Genomic DNA, 18,375 nt, shown 5'->3' with positions numbered 1-18,375 from the left:
GCTGGCCCTTCGAATTCCGTGAGTATGGTGGTTATTTCTTGATGCCGCCGATGCGGCCGCCCATCGGCACCACGGCACCGACCGGCTGATCGATGGCGCTTAGCGTGCCGCTGATCGGCGCCTCAATTTCGACCACGGCCTTATCGGTCTCGATCTCGGCGATCAGCTCGCCTTCCTTCACCGCATCGCCGACGGCCTTCAACCATTTGATGACAGTGCCTTCGCTAACGGTGAGGTCGCCGAACGGCATCGTTATCGGCTCGTCGCCGGCAGTAGCGTGTGCCGCACTTGCCGGCGCGGCGGGCTGCAGCCTCACCGGAGCAGGTACCGACTTAGCCGGCGCAGCACTCTTCAGGCCGACCGTGTACCAGTGATCCGGCACCGGCGGCTTGCCCGATATGACGTCGCGCACGCCCTGGGCGATCCGGGCCGTATCCACCAGCATGGCGCGCTCCAGCACCGGCGCGAAGGGATGCGAGGTCGGCGCGGTGTGCAGCCTTCCCGGCGGCGCGTCGAGTTCGTCGAAGGCGAGTTCGTTGATAGCCTGCGCGATCTCGCCACCCAGACCACACATCGCCCAGGCTTCGTCGACGATGAGCAGGCGGTGGGTTTTCCTGACGCTGGCGACAATGGTGTCGATGTCGAGCGGCATGATGGTGCGTGGATCGATCACCTCGGCTTCGACGCCTTCGGTGGCCAGCGCCTCGGCAGCCTCGAGCGCGCGCTGCACCATCTGGCCGGCGGCGACGATGGTGATGTCGGTGCCGGACCGCGCAATGCGTGCGACGCCGAACGGCACGAAATGCTCGCCAACCGGCACCTCGCCCTTGGAGGCAAACAGCGCCTTGGGTTCGAGCATGATGACGGGATCACCGGCCCTCAGCGCCGTCTTCATCAAGCCCTTGGCATCGGCCGGCGTCGAAGGCACGCAGACGATGAGGCCCGGCATGTGGGCAAAGACCGGGTGGTAGATGCCACTGTGATGCGGCCCGGAGCTGCGCAGCGCGCCGGCGCCGACGCGCACAACCATCGGCGCGCTCATCAGGCCACTGGTCATGTAGCGCAGCTTGGCCGCCTGCAGGAAAATCTGCCCGGCGGTTTCGAAAGCGAAGTCGGCGAACATCAGGTCCGAGACGGTGCGGGCGCCGGTGGCCGAGGCGCCAACGGCGGCAGCGGTAAAGCCCTGTTCGGAGATCGGCGTGTCGACCATGCGCTCGGCGCCGAATTCCTGCCAGAGATTTTTTGTGTGCGCGAAACTGCCGCCGCGCTCGCCCGTGCCCTCGCCGAAATAGAGGATCGCCGGATTGGCGCGCATCTCCTCGGCAATGCCGTCGCGCACCGCTTCGAGCCAGCCTTGCGTGCGCGTCTCGCCGATGGCGCGCGGCTGTAACGCCGCCGGCGGATTGATTGGATCGGCGAAGACATGCAGGCGCACCGTCGCCGGGTCGGGCTCGGGCGAATTGCGGGCGAAGGCCAGCGCCTCCTCGACCACCTTCTCGATCCGCGCCTCTATTGCCGCGAGCGCTTCGGCATCGGCGATGCCGTACTCTTCGATCAGTTTCTTGCGGAACATGTCGATCGGATCGCGCTTGATCCAGGCGTCGAGTTCCTCCTGCGTGCGGTAGGTGCCGATGACCGGATCGCCTTCGTGATGGCCGACGGTGCGGTACGTCTTGGCCTCGATCAGCGTCGGTCCCTTGCCGGCGCGGGCGCGCTCGGTGGCCTCCTTCATCGCCAGCCAGACGGCGAAGACGTCATTGCCGTCGACCGCGACCCCGGGCATGCCGTAGGACGCGGCCTTGGTGGCGATCTCGGGATTGAGCGTGATGGACTTGAGCGGCGTGGCGGTGGCGTAGAGGTTGTTCTCGCAGATGAACACCGCCGGCGCCCGCTGCACGGCGGCGAAGTTCAGCGCCTCGTGGAAGCCGCCATGATTGGCGGCGCCATCGCCGAAGAAGGCGACGCCGATATCGTCACGGCCCTGCTGGCGGGCGCTCATGCCGATGCCGACGGCATGGCCGATGCCGGCAGCGACGATGCCGTTGGTGCCGAATAGGCCGACCGAGCGGTCATAAAGATGCATGGTGCCGCCACGGCCGCCGCAAATGCCGTCAACTTTGCCGAACAGTTCGGCCATCACCCGGCCGGGATGGGCGCCCTTGGCCAGTGCGTGGCCGTGGCCGCGATGGGTTGATGTGACCCAGTCTGTCGGACTGAGATGCGCGCAGACGCCGACGCCCGTCGCCTCCTCGCCGATGTAGAGATGCAGGAAGCCTGGTGTTTCGCCCTTGCGGCAGGCGATCTGGGCAGTGCTTTCGAAGCGGCGCAACAGCACCATGCGCTCGAACAGGTCGAGCAGAACCTGCCTGTCGGGTAGGTTTGGAGCGCCCTTGAAATCGTCGCGTGCGCGCGCCGCTGACATTGCCACCAAAGCCTCCCTGAATGCGTCTGACGCCGGGCGGCAAAGCGCCGGCGGCGAGCTTGTTGGCCGCTCGCTTCGGTGCATCATAGATTATAATAGCATAATGTCTACTGGCGCAGAGCAGCGCTGCGCGGGGAGCTAGATTTTGGTGATGCGCACCGTGGCGTCTGGCCGCTGAAACAGCTCTGGCCGCAGGCTGAGGCCGAGCCCCGGCCCTTCGAGCGGTGCGACATGGCCATCCTTGACCGGCGGAATGTCGGCGACGATTTCGGTGTACCAGCCGGTGAAATAGGCACGCACCGCTTCCTGGTAGTTGACGTTCGGCAAGGTGGTCGACAGCGCGCAGCTGGCGGCATAGACGATCGGCCCGGTGCAATCGTGCAAGGTGACAGGCAGTTCGCTGGCCTCGGCCATGTTGGCGATCTTACGCGCCTCGGAGAGTCCGCCACACCAGGCGAGGTCGATCATGATGACGCTAGCCGCGCGCTTGTCGATCAGCTGCTTGAACATCTGCCGCGAGGCTAGCCGTTCGCTGGCGGCGATCGGGATGGAGGTGTGACGGGCCAGCTCGGCCATGGCGTCGAGTTCGTTGTAGCGGATCGGCTCCTCCAGCCAGGCAACGTCGTAGGCTTTCAACGCCTCGGCGATGCGCAGCACCGGCGGCAAGGTCCACAGCCCATGCAGCTCGACCATGATCTCCATGTCGCGGCCGACGGCCTCGCGGATCTTCTGGAAGGGCCCCAGCGCCTTGTCGAGATCGGTGAGCGAAATGCGGGTGCCGTTCGAGGCCTCGGCGGCGATGTCGAAGGGCCAGATCTTCATCGCGCCGATGCCTTCCGACTTCAGGCTTTTGGCGAGATCGCCGGCATTGTAGCGCCAGGCGAGCAGGTCCTCGTAGGGGCCTTCATTTGAGTCACCCTGCTTCAGCGACCAGTCCTCGGTGCGCTCGAACAGGGCGTTCTTCTTGGTGGCGCGGACATGTTTGTAGCCGGCGCAAGTGTTGTAGATCGGCACGCTTCTGTGGGTGCGCCCGCCAAGCAGCCGCCAGACCGGCTCGCCAAGCGCCTGGCCATAGATATCCCACAGCGCGATGTTGACGGCGGAATTGCCACGCATCTCGGCGCCGGAATCGCGCGCGCCGACATAGACGCTGCCCAGCGTGCGGTCGTGCAGCTCGATGTCGCGCGGATCCTTGCCCAGGAGATAGGCGGCGACATTGTCGTGGATGTAGGCGGCAACCGGCCCCGGCGCCCAGAACGTTTCGCCGGTGCCGATGAGGCCGGCATCGGTGTGGACACGCAGCCAGAACAGGAAGGGAAATTCCGCCAGCTGCAGCGTTTCGAGCGCGACGACTTTCATCTTTTTCTCCCCATTGCAGCGGACCGTGCGGTCGACAGGACAATAGCACATCGCCGTTGACAGCCATTTATGGTACCGGTATCAATCTCGTCAAGATGGCCACCGGGAGGGTGTTCGCTTGCCAGCCGAAAATCAAAACAAGACACCACGGCGCGCCCTTGTCACCGGTGCCGCAGGCGGCCTCGGCCGCGAGGTGGCGATCCAGTTGGCCCGGCGCGGCTGCGTCGTCGCGATCACCGACATCAATGGCGAGGGGCTGGCCGAGACCGTCAGGCAGATCGGTGAGACCGGCGCAGAGAGCGAGAGCATCGTCAGCGATTTCACCAGGGAAGGCGCGCCGGAGGCGGCGGTGGAAAAAGTGGTCGCGCGCTGGGGCGGCATCGACATCCTCGTCAACAACGCCGGCTATGGCGTGATCGAGCCGTTCCTCTACGCCACCTACAAGGCCTGGACGCGCACGCTGGCGCTCAATGTCACCGCGCTGGCCATGGCCTGCAAGGCGGCCGGCCGGGTGATGCGCGAGCAGCGCTCGGGGCGCATCATCAACATCACCTCGCCGGGTTCGCGCATGGCGCTTCCCGACTACACCGCCTACACGGCGAGCAAGGCCGGCGTCGATTCCATCACCCGCGCGGCGGCGGTCGCGCTGGCGCCCTATGGCGTGCTGGTCAACAGCCTGGCGCCCGGCATGATGGACACCGAGATGCAACGCTCGACCGAGGTCGACCTTGCCCGCGCCAATGGCCGCAACGATTTGCAGGCTTTCCTCGACGAGCGCACGCGCCGCATCCCGCTCGGCCGCCGCGCCGAGATCGCCGAAGTCGCCGAAGCGGTGGTGTGGCTCTGCCTCGACGCACCGAAATACATGACCGCCGAGCGGCTCAACATGTCGGGCGGGCTCGACAAGGACTGATCCCATGCTGCGAAACTCCCCTCCCGGCACAGCCGATATCGGCGCGCTCGAACGCAAGGCAACGCAATTGCGCCGGCACATGCTGACCATGGCGCGCGGCCAGGGCCAGGGCTATATTGGCCAGGGCCTCGGCATCGCCGATACGCTGGCCGCGCTCTACTTCCACGAACTGCGTTACGATCCGCACAATCTCACCTGGCCCGACCGCGACCGCTTGCTGCTCTCGACCGGGCACTATTCGATCGCGCTCTGGTCAGCACTGGCGGAAGCCGGCATCATCCCGGTCGAGGAACTTGCCACCTACGGCGCGGATAACAGCCGGCTGGAAATGTCGACGCTCGACACCACGCCCGGCGTCGAGGTCATCGGCGGTTCGCTGGGCCATGGCCTGGGGCAAGGCGTCGGCCAGGCGCTGGGCCTGCGTATCGACAAATCCGACGCGCGCGTTTTCGTCGAGCTGTCCGATGGCGAAATGCAGGAAGGCTCGACCTGGGAGGCAGCGATGTCGGCCAGCCATTTCAAGCTCGACGGGCTGTTGGCGCTGATCGACTGCAACGGCATCCAGGCCGATGGGCCCATGGTGCTCGACATGGAGCCGGTGGCCGACAAGTGGCGCGCCTTCGGCTGGCAGACAGCGGAGATCGACGGCAACGACATGAAGGCGGTGGTCGGTGCGCTGGCCGATGCGCGCGAAGGCAACGGCAAGCCGAAAGCGATCGTGCTGCGCACACTGCCCGGCAAGGGCGTGCCGCGCATCGAAACCTCTGAGAAATCACACTTCTTCCGCATCGACATCGCCCAATGGGACGGGATCATCGCCGAGTTCGAACAAAGTGCGGGAGCAGCCCGATGAGCGGCGCGGCGATGGAGGCTGGGCGCACGCTGGCCATGGGCCAGGACGAAGCAATTGGTGGCGGACGGCAAAGCGTGGAAGCACCGTTCGGCAAGGCTTTGGCGCGGCTCGGCCAGAGCCGTCCCGACATTGTCGGGCTGACCGCCGATCTCGGCAAATACACCGACATCCTGCCGTTCCGCGACGCTTTCCCGGACCGCTTCTTCAATGTCGGCATGGCCGAGCAGAATCTGGTCGCCGTCGCCGCCGGGCTGGCGCGCACCGGCAAGGTGCCGTTCGCCACCACCTACGGCGTGTTCGCGACGCGGCGCGCCTATGATTTCGTCGCCATCGCGCTCGCCCATTCCAACCTCGACGTCAAGATCGTCGCCGGTCTGCCTGGATTGACGACCGGCTATGGCGGCACGCATCAGGCGATCGAGGATCTGGCGCTGATGCGCATGATCCCCGGACTGACCATCATCGATCCCTGTGATGCCACCGAGATCGACGCAGCGACCGAAGCGATCGCCGAGCATCGAGGACCGGTCTATATGCGGCTGCTGCGCGGCAGCGTGCCTGTCGTGTTCGAACCTGGCTATCGCTTCGAGATCGGCAAGGCGCGTCACCTTCGCAGCGGCTCGGATGTCGGCATCATTTCGACCGGCTTCATGACCGAACGGGCGCTGGATGCGGCGGACGCCTTGCGAAAACAAGGCATCTCCGTCGGCGTGTTGCATGTTCCGACCATAAAGCCGTTCGATGCCGAAGCGGTGGCCGAGTTCGCAGCCAGCGTCGGCCGTGTCGTCACGGTGGAAAACCATGTTGTCGTCGGCGGACTGGCGAGCCTTGTCGTCGAGACCTTGTTCGACGCCGGCATTGCGAAGAAAGTGACCCGCGTCGGCCTGCCCGACCGCTATATCGAATGCGGCGCGGTGCCGACCTTGCAAGCGAAATACGGCCTGACGACAGAGGCCGTCATCGCAACGATTGCCGCGCTGAAGTAGGGCTATTGCATGAAGATCACCGAAATCGAGACCTTTGCCGTCGGTGCCGGCTGGAAGAACTGGCTCTTCATCAAGGTCCATACCGACAAGGGCATCCACGGCATCGGCGAAGGCACGCTGAACGGCTTCATCAAGACCACCGAAGCCGGCGTGCACGAGCTCAAACACCTCGCCATCGGCCAGGATCCGCGCCGCATCAATGCGCTGGCCAAGCGCATGCTGGACAGTGTTTCGCTCGACGGCGGCCATATCCACCGCACGGTGATCGCCGCGATCGAAGTCGCCTGCTGGGACATTCTGGGCAAGAGCCTGGGCGTGCCGATCCATCAGCTTCTCGGCGGCCAGGTGCGCGACAGCGTGCTCGGCTACGCCAATGGCTGGTACCGCACCGAGCGCACGCCCGCGGCCTTTCTCGAAGCCGCCAAAGCGGTTCTGGCCAAGGGTTTTAGGGCGTTCAAGCTCGATCCGTTCGGCACCGCGCAAGGTTTTATCTCGCGTGAGGAACTGGAGCTTTCCTACGCCATCTGCCGGACGCTGCGTGATCGCCTGCCCAAGGACACGCGGATCCTGATCGATGTGCATGCCCGCTTCACCGAGATCGCCGCCGTGCAGGCGGCGCAGAAGTTCGCTGACCTTGATATCTACTGGTGGGAGGAGCCGACCTCGCGGGACCGGCAGGAGACGGTGCACGAAGTGGCGCATCGCTCGCCGATCCCGGTGGCGACCGGCGAGATGTACGACACGGTCGGGCAATTCTACACGCTCGCAGCCGGCGGCGGCGTCAACATCTTCCAGCCCGAGCCAATGTCGCTCGGCGGCATTGCGCCGTCGATGCAGGTGGCCAATCTGGCGTTCGCGCATGGCAGCCATATCGCCCCGCACCAGAGCGGCGGACCGGTGGCGACGGCGGTCTGCCTGCAACTGGCTGCGGCGGTGCCGAATTTCCTCATCCAGGAGCATTTCGACGCCTTCAACGACCCGTGGACGCGCGAGCTGGTGACCTGGCATCCGACCGTCAATGCCGACAATGGCCATCTGTCGCTGCCGGACGCGCCCGGGCTCGGCATCGATCTCAACATCCAGGTGATCAAGGATCACCCCTATGATCCCAACGCCTATCTCAACGTCCACGCGGAGGGGTGGGAAAAGCGGCTGGGTCGACGCGAGCAACCTGCAAGCGCGTCCTGATCACGCACTCTCGCGGTCGACGATCTCGAAGCCGAGGCTGGTGATAGTCGGCACCTTGGTGTCGCCGCCGAGCCTTGCCAGCAACTGCCGCACGGCGCGGCGGCCCATCTCGTAGCGGTTGACCTTGACCGTGGTCAGCGGCGGATAGAGTTGGGCTGCCAGATCCATGTCGCCATAGCCGGCGATGGCGATCCTGCCCGGCACCGCCCAGCGCCGGCGGTGGCACTCCTGCACGGCACCGACGGCCAGCGTGTCGCTGGAGAAGAAGATGGCATCGATATCCCTATGCCGGGAGGTCAGCGTCACCAGCGCCTCGGCGCCGCCCTGCGCGGTGATCGGCACCTCGACCTCCATGTCGGCATGGTTCTTGATGCCGAGTTCGGTGAGTGCCGCATGATAGCCGGTGCGGCGCTGCTGCAGCCGGTCATTGCCGTGGATCGGCGTCGAGACGAAACCGATGTACTTATAGCCCTTGGCGGCCAGATGCATGGTCATGGCATAGGCGGTCTCGAAATTGGAGACGCCGACCACCATGTCGATCGGCTTGCGGCCCTTGATTTCCGATATTTCGACCACCGGCGCGCCGCTGCTCTTCAGAAGCGCCCGTGCCGTCTCGCTTTGCACGAAGCTTTGCAGGATCATGCCGACCGGGCGCCAGCCAAGCAGGTTGCGGATCGATTTCTCCTCGGCCTCCTGCGTGAACTCGCCTTGCACCAGAAGCATCGAATAGCCGCTCTCGTGGCATTCGTCGGACATACCTTGCACCTGTTCGGCAATGCCCGAATTGATCAGCGGCGGCACCACCGTGCCGATCATGCGGCCATTGCCGCGCATGCTGGAGGCCAGCCGGTTGGGTACGAAGCCGGCTTGTTCGATCGCCTCGAGCACCTTGGCGCGGGTCTCCGGCGAGACCATGTCGGGATTGGAGAGCGCGCGCGACACCGTCATCGGCGCGACGCCGACACGCTTGGCGATCTCGCGGACGCCAAGGCGCTGCCGCTTCTTCTCGCCCGCCGGCGGCTTGTCGGTCATCACCATGCTCCAAGAAAGCGCGATCCCGCAAGGCAATGTCCCGCGGATCACGCCGTAAACGTCCATTCATAGCTGGTGTGGCGGACGGTTTCCAGCGACGGACCCGGCGGGGATGCCGGGCATCAACGGTTCAGAAATTGCGCCCATAGCCTGCCGTCCATCCACCGTCGACGCCCAGCATCTGGCCCGTCGTATAGGTGTTGAGCGGATCGCAGAAGAACAGCACGGCCGCAACCGCTTCCTCGATGCAGCCGGCGCGGCCGACCGGCGTGTGGCTGAGCATCGCCTTGTCGCCCGACACCAAGGTTCCATCCTCGACCACACCAAAGCCGACGGCATTGACTAGCACCTTCGGGCCGAACTCCATGGCCAGCGTGCGCATGCCGGCCAGGATCGCGGCATTTTCCATGGAAAAGCGCGGATGGCGGCGCATCGGCATGCCGGCGGTGGCCGAGATCAGGAAGATGATGCGTCCACCGCCGCGCTCGGCCATGGCCAGGGCCGCCCTGCGCGCATCGGCATGCTGGCAGCGGGGATCCTGCGCCGTCGTTCCTGGCCGCAGCGGATTGGACATCAGCAGGATATCGGCGGTATCAGCTGCTTCGACAAACGTGCCGCCATTGGCACGCAGCGCGGCGAGAACCGCGTCGACGATCGGGTTGGTCTCGCCATCGAGAGCCACAGTGGCGCCGTTGAGATCGATTTCCATCGCGTCGCTCACATCATGTATCCCGCCGTCCAGCCGCCATCGACGGCCAGCACCTGGCCGTTGACATAGCTGGCGGCCGGCGAGGCCAGGAACAGCACCGCCTCGGCGATCTCCCGGGGCTCGGCAGGCCTGCCGAGCGGCACATGGGCCAAGAATTCCTGCGTGCGGCCGGCGAACTTGCCGTCGTCGCCATAAAACAGCTTGGCGGTCAGCGCCGTCATCACCGAGCCCGGCGCGACGGCATTGGTCAGGATGCCCCGGGCGCCAAGTTCGATCGCCATCGACCGCGTCAGATGGATGATGCCGGCCTTGGCAGCGACGAACGGGCTCTGCAGGCGCATGGCGGCGAGCCCGACGACCGAGGCGATGTTGACGATGCGCCCGCCTCTGCCGGCGGCAAGCATGGGCTTCAATGCCGCGCGGCTCATGATGTAGAGGCCGTCGAGATCGATGCCGGTGATGCGGTCCCATTCCTCGGCCGGGAATTCGTCCAATGTCACGCGGTGGGCCAGCGTGTTGACGCCGGCATTGTTGATGAGGATATCGAGGCGGCCGTGGCGCTGCATGATCGCGGCGATGGCGCTGTCGACCGAGGCGGCATCACGGATGTCGGTGGCGCAGGCCATGGCGTTGCTGAAGCCAGCCGCCACCTGGCTTGCGCCCTCGCCGTTGATGTCGGCGACGACGACCGCGGCACCATTGTCGGACAAGCGTTTGGCGATGGAACTGCCGATGGCGCCCGCGGCCCCGGTGACCAGCGCTACCTTGCCTCGCAAATCGCAGCGCATGTGCCGTACACCCCCGAGCGATACCGGGTTATGCTATTATAATATCTATAGGAGTCCGGCAAGGGCAGCGTCGCCCCGCGCGGTTATTCCGCCGGCGCGCCGGCAACGTTTTTGCGCGCCGCATCGATCATCAGCCGCCGTGCGCGGAACACGCCCCATTGCTGGTCGACGAGCACGCCGATGAGGATGACGCCGCCCATCACCGCGAAGTTGAGGGAGGACGGGATGCCGAGCAGATTGACGAGGTTCTGCAGCTCCTGCAGCAGCACGGTGCCGAGGATGACGCCGATCAGCGAGCCCTCGCCGCCGCGCAGCGAGAAGCCGCCGAGCACCGCCGCGGCGATGGCGTAAAGCTCGTAGAACTGGCCGTGGCTGGCAGGTGAAATCGAGCGCGTGTACATGGCGAAATAGATCGCCGACAGTGCCGTCAGCACGCCGCAGATGACATAGGCGGCCATGACGATACGACCGGTGCGGATGCCGGAATATTTCGCCGCCTCCTCGTTCTTGCCGATGGCGTAGAGATAGCGGCCGAACACCGAGCGGTGCAGCACCACCCACATGACGATGGCGATGACGATCAGCGCAATGAAGCTGTTCGGCACGCCATAGGACCGGCCGGCCGTCAGGAATTCGAGCTCGGGAAAGTTCTGGCCGAAGGCGAAGCCGGCGGTGCCGTCGGCGGTGTAGAAGCGCGCCACGCCGCGGTAGATCAGCAGGCCGCACAACGTCACCACGAAGGGCTGCAGCTTCAGCCTGGTGATCAGCCAGCCATGCACCAGGCCGATGATGGCGCCGAGCGCGATGATCAGCACGAAGGCCAGCGGCCAGTCCAGCTCGCGCACGGCGATGAAGTCGATGAACAGCGTTCCCAGCAGCGCGACCACCGAGCCGACCGACAGTTCGATGCCACCGGTGATGATGACGAAGGCCTGGCCGATTGACAGGATGCCGAACAGGCCGATCAGGTTCGAGGTGTTGGCAAGGTTGATCGGCAGCAGGAAGCGCGGATTGATGATGGCGACGATTGCGCCCACCACCAGGATCAGGATCAGCAGGCCAAGATCTTTCTTGCTCATTGTCTTCTCCCCAATGCCTGCCTGAGCAGGTTGCGCGGTCTCGCGACCTCGGCGCAAAAACTATTTCGGCTGCTTGCCCACCGCCAGCAGCAGCACGTTTTCCTGGCTGAACCGGTCCTTGTCGAGAATGCCCGAGATTTGGCCCTCATGCATGACGGCGATGCGGTCGGACACGCCGATCACCTCCTCCATGTCGCTGGAAATCATCAGCACGGCGACGCCGGCATCGGCCAGCGCCCGCATCAGCCCATAGATTTCCGCCTTGGCGCCGATGTCGATGCCGCGCGTCGGCTCGTCGAGGATCATCACCTTGGGGTTCATGGCCAGCCACTTGCCGAGCACCACCTTCTGCTGGTTGCCGCCCGACAGCGTGCCGGTGCGCGTCTGCACCGAAGGCGCCTTGATGCCGAGATCTTTTTTCTGCTTCTCGGCGGTTGCCGTTTCAGCACTCGCCGAGACCAGCGAGCGCCTGGCATGCGCCGGCAGATTGGGCAGCGAAATGTTCTGCGCGATCGACAGGTCGAGCAGGATGCCGGTCAGCTTGCGGTCCTCGGGGACGAGAAAGATACCCTGCGCGACCGCATCGGCAGCCGAGCCCAGCACAAGCGTCTTGCCGTCGAGTTCGATCGTGCCGCCAAGGCTGCCGTCGATGCCGAAGAAGACGCGTGCCAGTTCGGTGCGGCCGGAACCGACCAGCCCGGCAAGGCCGAGGATTTCGCCGCGCCGGACGTCGAGATCGACAGGCCGGCTGGGGTAAGTGGGGGTGCGGATGGCCTTGGCCGCAAGTGCCGTGGCGCCAGGCGCCCGCGCGGCCTCGGAGGCCTTCTCGCGTTCCTTCAGCATGCGGCCGATCATCAGCTTGACCATCTGGTCGTGGCCGATGTCGCGCTTGCCCAGCGTGCCGGCCAGCATGCCGTCGCGCAGCACGACGACGCGGTCGGCGACACGCTCGACCTCGTGCAGGCGGTGCGAAATGAAGATGACGCTGATGCCGTCGGCCTTCAGCGCCTTGATGACGTCGAGCAATTTGTCGGTCTCGGCGATCGGCAGGCTCGATGTCGGCTCGTCGAGGATGACCAGCCTGGCCTTGATCGACAGCGCCTTGGCGATCTCGACCATCTGCTGCTGGGCGAGCGACAGGGCGGCGACCTGCGTGTCGGCGGAGAAATTGGCGCCGACGCGCTTCAACAGCGGCGCCACCATTTCCCGCAGCTTGGTGCGGTCGACGAGTTTCAGCGGCCCGGCGCGCAACGGTTCGCGGCCGAAAAAGATGTTGGCGGCGACATCGAGATTCTCGAACAGGTTGAGTTCCTGGTGGACGAAGGCGATGCCCGAGCCCAGGCTGCCTTCGACGCTCAAGCTGTTGTGGGCGGTGCCGTCGACAGTGATGGTGCCGGTATCCGGCGTGGTGACGCCGCCGAGGATCTTCATCAAGGTCGATTTGCCGGCGCCGTTTTCGCCGACGAGGCCGATGACCTCGCCCGGCCTGACCTCCATCGAAAAACCATCCAGCGCGACGACACCCGGATAGGTCTTGCGCACGTTCTCGAGGCTGAGGAACGGTGTCGTTGCTGCGATGGATGTGTCGGAATAGTTCATCATGCCTGACAGCAGTTAGCGGGCCAATCCCAAGGCATGATCTTTTCCGAAAACCGGTTCCCACTTTTCGGGATCATGCTTACGGCTTCCGGCAGACTGACGATCCTCGAAGGGTTCGTCAATGCGAGCAGCCGGCTCAAGCGGAGTTGAGCCGGCTGAACTGCCTGTGGTCTTACTTTCCAGCCATCGCCTTCAGATTGGCGGCATAGGCGTCGACATCATCCTTGCCGATGATCTTGGTCGGGATGATGATCAGGTTGCCGGCCGGGATGCCCGACTTGTCGCCCTTGAGATAGGCCGCCATCAGCTTCATGCCCTGATAGGCCCATTCGAAGGGCTGCTGCACGACGGTGGCGGCAATGGTGCCTTCCTTGACGCCGCCCAGCGTGATCGGATCGTCATCGAAACCGACGACGGTGATCGAGCCGAGCTTACCGGCGTCCCGCAGCGCTTCATAGATGCGCGGCGTGTTGTAGGAATAGAAGCCGACCATGCAGGTGACATCGGGGCTGGCGACCAGCGCGTCCTCGACATTCTTCTTGGCGCGCGCCTGGTCGATGTCGTCGCCGCGCACGTCGACGAGTTCGATCTTGGTGCCGGCCAAGCCATCCTTCATGCCCTGGATGCGCTCCTTGGCATTGTCGGCACCGAGCAGGCCGACGAAGCCGAGGCACTTGCCGCCGTTGGGCATCGCCTTCTTGGCGATTTCGGCCGCCTGCTTGCCGGCGTCGACATTGGACGAGCCGATATAGGCGACACGCTTGGTCTGCGGGGCGTCGCTGTCGGTGGTGAACAGCGCGGTTTCCGAGGCGATCTTGTTCAGGCCATCGGTCGAGGTCTTCGGATCGACGGCGGACACCATGATGCCCTTGACGCCGGCCGTCACCAGATCGTCCATCAGCCGCTGCTGGATGGCGACCGAGGATTGCTCGGGATATTTGAGCTCAAGCGTGTAGTCGGGCAGTTCGCCCTGCGCCTTCTTGACGCCGGCTTCGGCCGCTTTCCAGAAATCGGAAGCGCCATTGACGACGAAGGCCAGCGTCGGCTTGTCGTCGGCGCGCGCGATTGCCGTGGCCGACAGGCCAAGCAGCAGCGCGGTCGCGGCTACGGATGCACTACGTATCAAGGATTTCATGTTCAACCTCCCTTTTTGGTTCAGCCGTCGGGCTGACCGGTCTTGCTCACTAAAATTGCCTGCTCACCTGAATTTGCCGTTTGCGGCTTGGATACCCCCTCCTCCTCAGGGTTTCCCGGCACTGAAGACTGGCGTCGTTCCAGCCACGGTCACGGACTTTAGAGACTCATCCCTCGTTCGTAAATAGTCCGATTTGTCTGACATATCACATATCTGCTATAAGGCTCGCGGAGGCAATATCCGCTCACCATCGGACCATTCACGAGCACTCCCGCCGCCCCGGGCCCCCAACGGGCCGGACACGACGGATTGAGGTTACAGCGCATCTTTGTATTAGTAAACAGTATTAGTTCTAAGCCGATATCCGAGCACATCGTGGCGACTCCGCTGACGATGTGCCGACGCGCCTATGCCTTGGCTGCACGGCGGCCAAAGCCTTGGCGGGCCTGCTTTCCCTTGATATCCGGAGCCTGATGATCGATGGACCTCGCAGCTACTAATATGTATAAACGTAACGACGGTTTCTATAAATCGACGCCGCTGCGCCATCTTGTCGGGCAGGCAGGCTGCCGCTAGACAGGCTGGGATTGGGGACACGAATGCCATGAGCGAGACCAGGGATCCGGCCAGCGAGACCGCGCGGCGCCGCAAGGCGCCGGCCAAGCCCAAGGGGCGGGTCACCATGACCGATATCGCCCGGGCCGCCGGCTGTTCGCAGGCGACCGTGTCCTTCGTGCTCAACAATTCGCCAGGGATCAAGCTGTCGCAGCAGACCCGCGAGCGGGTGATCGAGGCCGCGCGGGCGCTGGGCTACAGCGCGCCCGCCTTCTCGGCGCTGCGCAAGCCTGTTGCCGCCTTCGACGGACTGGACGGAGTGATCGGCTTTGCTGTCGACCAGCTGGCGACCAGCCCGGAGGCGGTGGTGGCGATCGAAGGCGCGCGCCAGGCCTCGTGGAATGCAGGCAACGTGCTGCTGGTGGCGCAGACCATGGGCGACGCGGTGATGGAGCCGCGCGCCATCCAGGCGCTGACCCGGCGGGGCATTTCGGCGCTGATCTACATGACCATCTTCACCCGCGAGATCACGGCGCCCGACTTCCTCTACAGCCTCGACATTCCGGTGATCCTGCTCAATTGCTACACGGCCGACTACGCCTTCCCCGCCGTGGTGCCTTCCGAGATCGCCGGCGGCCAGAGCTCGACAAGGCATCTGATCAGCCACGGCCACCGCCGCATCGCCACCATCACCGGCGAGCCGTGGATGCAGGCCGCACAGGACCGGCTGAAAGGCTATCGGCGCGCGCTCGCCACCGCCGACATCCCCTTCGACCCGGAGCTGGTGGTCGAGGGCGACTGGTCGGCCAGTGCCGGCTATGCCGCGACGGTGAAGCTGTTGGCGCTGAAAGACCGCCCGACCGCCATTTTCTGCCAGAACGACCGCACCGCGATCGGCTGCTACGAGGCGCTGAAGGAAGCCGGCCTGCACATCCCGCAGGACATTTCGGTCGTCGGCTATGACGACGAGGAAATCGCCCGGCATTTGTTCCCGCCGCTGACCACCTCGATCCTGCCGCATATGGCGATGGGCCAATGGGCGATCGAACAGCTCGAAGCGCCGGCGGCGCCTGGGCAGGGACGCTACCCCATCACCAAACTGGAATGCCCGCTGGTGGAGCGGGACAGTGTGCGCGCCGTGGCGGGCTCGTCCGCCAGTACTCGCGAAGCTTCAGTGGGTTAAAGCGTCCGCTCGCGAGCCGGCGCCAATGCGCCAACCATCAGCTTGACGAACGGGCCTGTCCGAAACGCGCCAACGTTCTGGACGGATGCAAACCAATCAGGACAGGCCGGCTACAAGGCCTTGATAGCATTCATCACGGACGCTTTTACGCTCGGCACCCAAGCGTAAAAATGAAGCTCGTCGATGCCCTTTGATTTGGCGGCGGCAGCATACTTGTTGATCTCGGCCGCTGTAACTTTGTCGATTTCACCAGCCATGGGGTGAATGAGATTCACATTGCCACCAGCCGCCTTCCAGAATGCAATTCCCTGATTATAGTTGTCATCAGGAATGCCATGGCCAACCACGCCGCCAGTCACACGCCAATATGATTGAGGCAGCAGTACATCGGCCGCCGCAAAAAATTCTTCCCAGGGCAAATGAGGAAATACCTTGTCCGCCCGATAGTGCGACGTCACTCCGAGTTTGGCACCTGGCGCGCTTTTGATTGCCGCGCAGAAGTCTTTCGCCAGCGTTGCGAGCCCGGTCTGATCCCAATCCCAAGGCTTTCCGTGATCTCCTTCAGGGTCAACATAATATCCTTTGAGACCCTTACCGAACAGGCCGACGATTTTTTTAGCCTCCTTCATGGCAGGGTCTTTGTTCGCACTTGGCCAACGCCAGGAGTAAACACCGATACCTTTCTTCGTAAATTCGGTGATCGCGGTTTCAACATCGTTGTCCGACCGGATGGCGACATCAGTGGCGCCACAGTCAACCGCACCCTTCACGAAGTCGTTGATGTTGTTGTAGTTGACGACCCAAAGAATCTTAGAGAATGCCATTTGCTCCTCCATAAAGACTATGCTGCCATTGCAGGCTATTATAACTTAAAGAGCGCCGCAAGCGCTCTACATCACCCAGAGATTGCTGGTCACTCATCTATTCGGCGTCTTTGAGCGAAGGTGGTCTTCGTAACGACGAATTGATCAACAAGAATGCCGCAAAGCACTGTCCGATTTTTCATCCACCAACGGCATGGATTGCGCAAATAAAACCGGGCGACAAGTTCTCGCTCATAGGGCATTGGTGGAGCGGGGGAGTGTGCGGGCTGAGGCAAGGCGGCCGAGCCAATCTGTTGCGCGGAAACGGTGGCATTCTTTCACCGGCCGCCAAAGTCATCGTCATTCCACTATGTCTCCGGCCAGTATGCGGCCGGGCAATTGTCGTTCATACTCAAGCCATGACGCGTCCAGGTTTGCGCTGTGTGCAGGTGTTCGCGGCCTTGCTGGCCGCGAGCTGCCCGCGCGCCGAAGCTGGCGGGATCTTCGAAGCCGGCGCCTACTCCTTCTCCGACGAACGCGGCGGCTTCAGGATCCTTTCGGCCACCGGCACCGGGACCCGCGCCGACCCGATCGTGGTGACCGAGGAACTGGACACCGCCGACCCGGTGACGCTGACCATACGTGCGGCGAGGCCGATCCAGCCATTCGGATCGTCGGGCAACTACGCGACCGGCTTTTTGCCGCTGAAGATCGTCGCCCGCAACAACAGCGGCGACGCCTGGATCGAATTCGGCTTCGAGCTGCAGTCGATCCTGAACGTGCCGAGCGACTATGGCGACGGGCTGTCCTTCGACCAGGCGCAGCGCGTGGACAACATGATCAAGTCCGACAGCTTCGCCGACTTCAAACGCGACTTCGAACCCTATGACCGGCTGCTGTTCAGCAAAGGCAAGGTCGACCCGCTGGAGAGTGCGTCGTTTTCGTTCCTGGTGACGGATTTTTCGCCGAAGGATCGGTTTTACCTGGTGGAGGAGCCGAGGGTGCCTTCGTCGTAGGGGGTGCGGTGGTGGCGCCGTAGGACCGCCAGACCGCCATCTTCTGCCAGAACGACCGCACCGCGATCGGCTGCTACGAGGCGCTGAAGGAAGCCGGCCTGCACATCGCGAAGGACATTTCCGTCGTCGGCTACAACGAGGAAATCGCCCGGCATTTGTCTTCACCTCATGAATCCAGTCTCCACCTTCGGACGGTTTCTCCACCAGGGTCGGCATCAAGGGCGGGATGAACTTCAGACGCATGCACTGACTCGCAAAACCGCTTTTCAGTTAGCAAGCGCTGATATAGTTCCGGAACATTTTAGACGAATTGAAAGTTCGATAGCAATAACCCGTCCTAGTTGGCCGCGCCGATAAACGTCGACATTCGGCGGCAGGATCTTGGCCGCAGGCGCACTACGTTGCGGTGGCCCGTCAACAAGGCGAACGTCATCTCTTCACCGAATTTCGGCCTAGGTTTTCCTTTCTAGCTTTTCTAAGAAACTTGATTGATGATCGACGTGTCCCAGAGTCCGCGTCTTTCGCAGACTATGCTAGCCACCGAGTAGCCGTATGAGCAATTCGCCGAAATCCAGTCGAGAACCTTGCCTCTCGGCGCCGCTTTATAAAGACTGCTTTCGGCAGCCTAATTGTTGTGACGCCCTTGATCTGGTTCTTTGTGACTTTGATGCCAAGCAACGACGCCTGCTATTTTCGAGATATTTGGATCCTGCGGGCGCTTTGGCCGCATGACCTCTTTTTCTTCAGTCAGTTTA

At 63.6% G+C, this 18,375-nt stretch carries 15 protein-coding genes and 1 pseudogene; 7 read left to right on the top strand and 9 right to left on the bottom strand.

The genetic code is table 11. From position 1 onward, the window contains the following. Nucleotides 1–31: 31 nt before the first annotated feature. A complete protein-coding gene (locus tag CKW40_RS28030) occupies nt 32–2,422 on the bottom strand; it encodes a thiamine pyrophosphate-dependent enzyme (protein WP_244571317.1) in 2,391 nt (796 codons plus the stop codon). Between the two features lie 138 nt (nt 2,423–2,560). Next, entirely contained in the window at nt 2,561–3,781 is a 1,221-nt protein-coding gene (locus CKW40_RS28025; protein ID WP_095203154.1) for a mandelate racemase/muconate lactonizing enzyme family protein, read from the bottom strand. Between the two features lie 118 nt (nt 3,782–3,899). Here CKW40_RS28025 and CKW40_RS28020 point away from each other — a divergent pair, with 118 nt between their 5' ends. Genes CKW40_RS28020 through CKW40_RS28005 form a run of 4 tightly spaced genes read left to right on the top strand, consistent with a single transcriptional unit; the run spans nt 3,900 to nt 7,721 of the window. Continuing rightward, the gene (locus tag CKW40_RS28020; protein ID WP_095203072.1) at nt 3,900–4,694 is read left to right on the top strand and encodes an SDR family NAD(P)-dependent oxidoreductase; all 795 of its coding nucleotides are present in this window, start codon (nt 3,900–3,902) and stop codon (nt 4,692–4,694) included. A gap of 4 nt (nt 4,695–4,698) precedes the next feature. After that, entirely contained in the window at nt 4,699–5,547 is an 849-nt protein-coding gene (locus CKW40_RS28015) for a transketolase (RefSeq protein WP_095203071.1), read from the top strand. Further along, entirely contained in the window at nt 5,544–6,533 is a 990-nt protein-coding gene (locus tag CKW40_RS28010) for a transketolase family protein (RefSeq protein WP_095203070.1), read from the top strand. The genes CKW40_RS28015 and CKW40_RS28010 overlap by 4 nt, the downstream gene beginning before the upstream one ends. A gap of 9 nt (nt 6,534–6,542) precedes the next feature. Next, a complete protein-coding gene (locus tag CKW40_RS28005; RefSeq protein WP_095203069.1) occupies nt 6,543–7,721 on the top strand; it encodes a mandelate racemase/muconate lactonizing enzyme family protein in 1,179 nt (392 codons plus the stop codon). Here CKW40_RS28005 and CKW40_RS28000 read toward each other — a convergent pair whose 3' ends face one another. The 6 genes from CKW40_RS28000 to CKW40_RS27975 form a co-directional block, all read right to left on the bottom strand. Further along, on the bottom strand, nt 7,722–8,753 hold the full coding sequence (locus CKW40_RS28000) for a substrate-binding domain-containing protein (RefSeq protein WP_244571312.1): 1,032 nt from the start codon (nt 8,751–8,753) through the stop codon (nt 7,722–7,724). 130 nt (nt 8,754–8,883) lie between these two features. Next, the gene (locus CKW40_RS27995) at nt 8,884–9,474 is read right to left on the bottom strand and encodes an SDR family oxidoreductase (RefSeq protein WP_244571311.1); all 591 of its coding nucleotides are present in this window, start codon (nt 9,472–9,474) and stop codon (nt 8,884–8,886) included. Next, nucleotides 9,471–10,250 carry an SDR family NAD(P)-dependent oxidoreductase gene (locus CKW40_RS27990; RefSeq protein WP_095203066.1) on the bottom strand — a complete coding sequence of 260 codons (780 nt, stop codon included), beginning with the start codon at nt 10,248–10,250 and terminating at the stop codon, nt 9,471–9,473. The genes CKW40_RS27995 and CKW40_RS27990 overlap by 4 nt, the downstream gene beginning before the upstream one ends. Before the next feature lie 83 nt (nt 10,251–10,333). Beyond that, entirely contained in the window at nt 10,334–11,329 is a 996-nt protein-coding gene (locus CKW40_RS27985; protein WP_095203065.1) for an ABC transporter permease, read from the bottom strand. A gap of 60 nt (nt 11,330–11,389) precedes the next feature. Further along, complete coding sequence (locus CKW40_RS27980) at nt 11,390–12,928, bottom strand: sugar ABC transporter ATP-binding protein (RefSeq protein WP_095203153.1); 1,539 nt, start codon at nt 12,926–12,928, stop codon at nt 11,390–11,392. 172 nt (nt 12,929–13,100) lie between these two features. Beyond that, entirely contained in the window at nt 13,101–14,063 is a 963-nt protein-coding gene (locus CKW40_RS27975; RefSeq protein WP_095203064.1) for a sugar-binding protein, read from the bottom strand. Between the two features lie 604 nt (nt 14,064–14,667). Here CKW40_RS27975 and CKW40_RS27970 point away from each other — a divergent pair. Next, nucleotides 14,668–15,801, top strand: a complete 1,134-nt coding sequence (locus CKW40_RS27970; RefSeq protein WP_179298136.1) for a LacI family DNA-binding transcriptional regulator — start codon at nt 14,668–14,670, stop codon at nt 15,799–15,801. Nucleotides 15,802–15,911: 110 nt separating this feature from the next. Here CKW40_RS27970 and CKW40_RS27965 read toward each other — a convergent pair whose 3' ends face one another. Further along, nucleotides 15,912–16,625, bottom strand: coding sequence for a hypothetical protein (locus CKW40_RS27965; RefSeq protein ID WP_143748379.1), 714 nt, complete (start codon nt 16,623–16,625; stop codon nt 15,912–15,914). A 398-nt stretch (nt 16,626–17,023) separates the two neighbouring features. Here CKW40_RS27965 and CKW40_RS27960 point away from each other — a divergent pair, with 398 nt between their 5' ends. Then, nucleotides 17,024–17,620: a hypothetical protein gene (locus tag CKW40_RS27960; RefSeq protein ID WP_095203062.1), complete on the top strand. Its 597-nt coding sequence runs from the start codon at nt 17,024–17,026 to the stop codon at nt 17,618–17,620. 23 nt (nt 17,621–17,643) lie between these two features. Then, nucleotides 17,644–17,802 (top strand): annotated as a pseudogene (locus CKW40_RS27955) (substrate-binding domain-containing protein); the annotation flags it as partial. Nucleotides 17,803–18,375: the final 573 nt, after the last annotated feature.

The organism is Mesorhizobium carmichaelinearum (assembly GCF_900199455.1).
GTDB classification, from domain to species: domain Bacteria; phylum Pseudomonadota; class Alphaproteobacteria; order Rhizobiales; family Rhizobiaceae; genus Mesorhizobium; species Mesorhizobium carmichaelinearum.
Note: the sequence above shows the minus strand (reverse complement) of the source record. Positions and strands in the feature narration are given on the sequence as shown.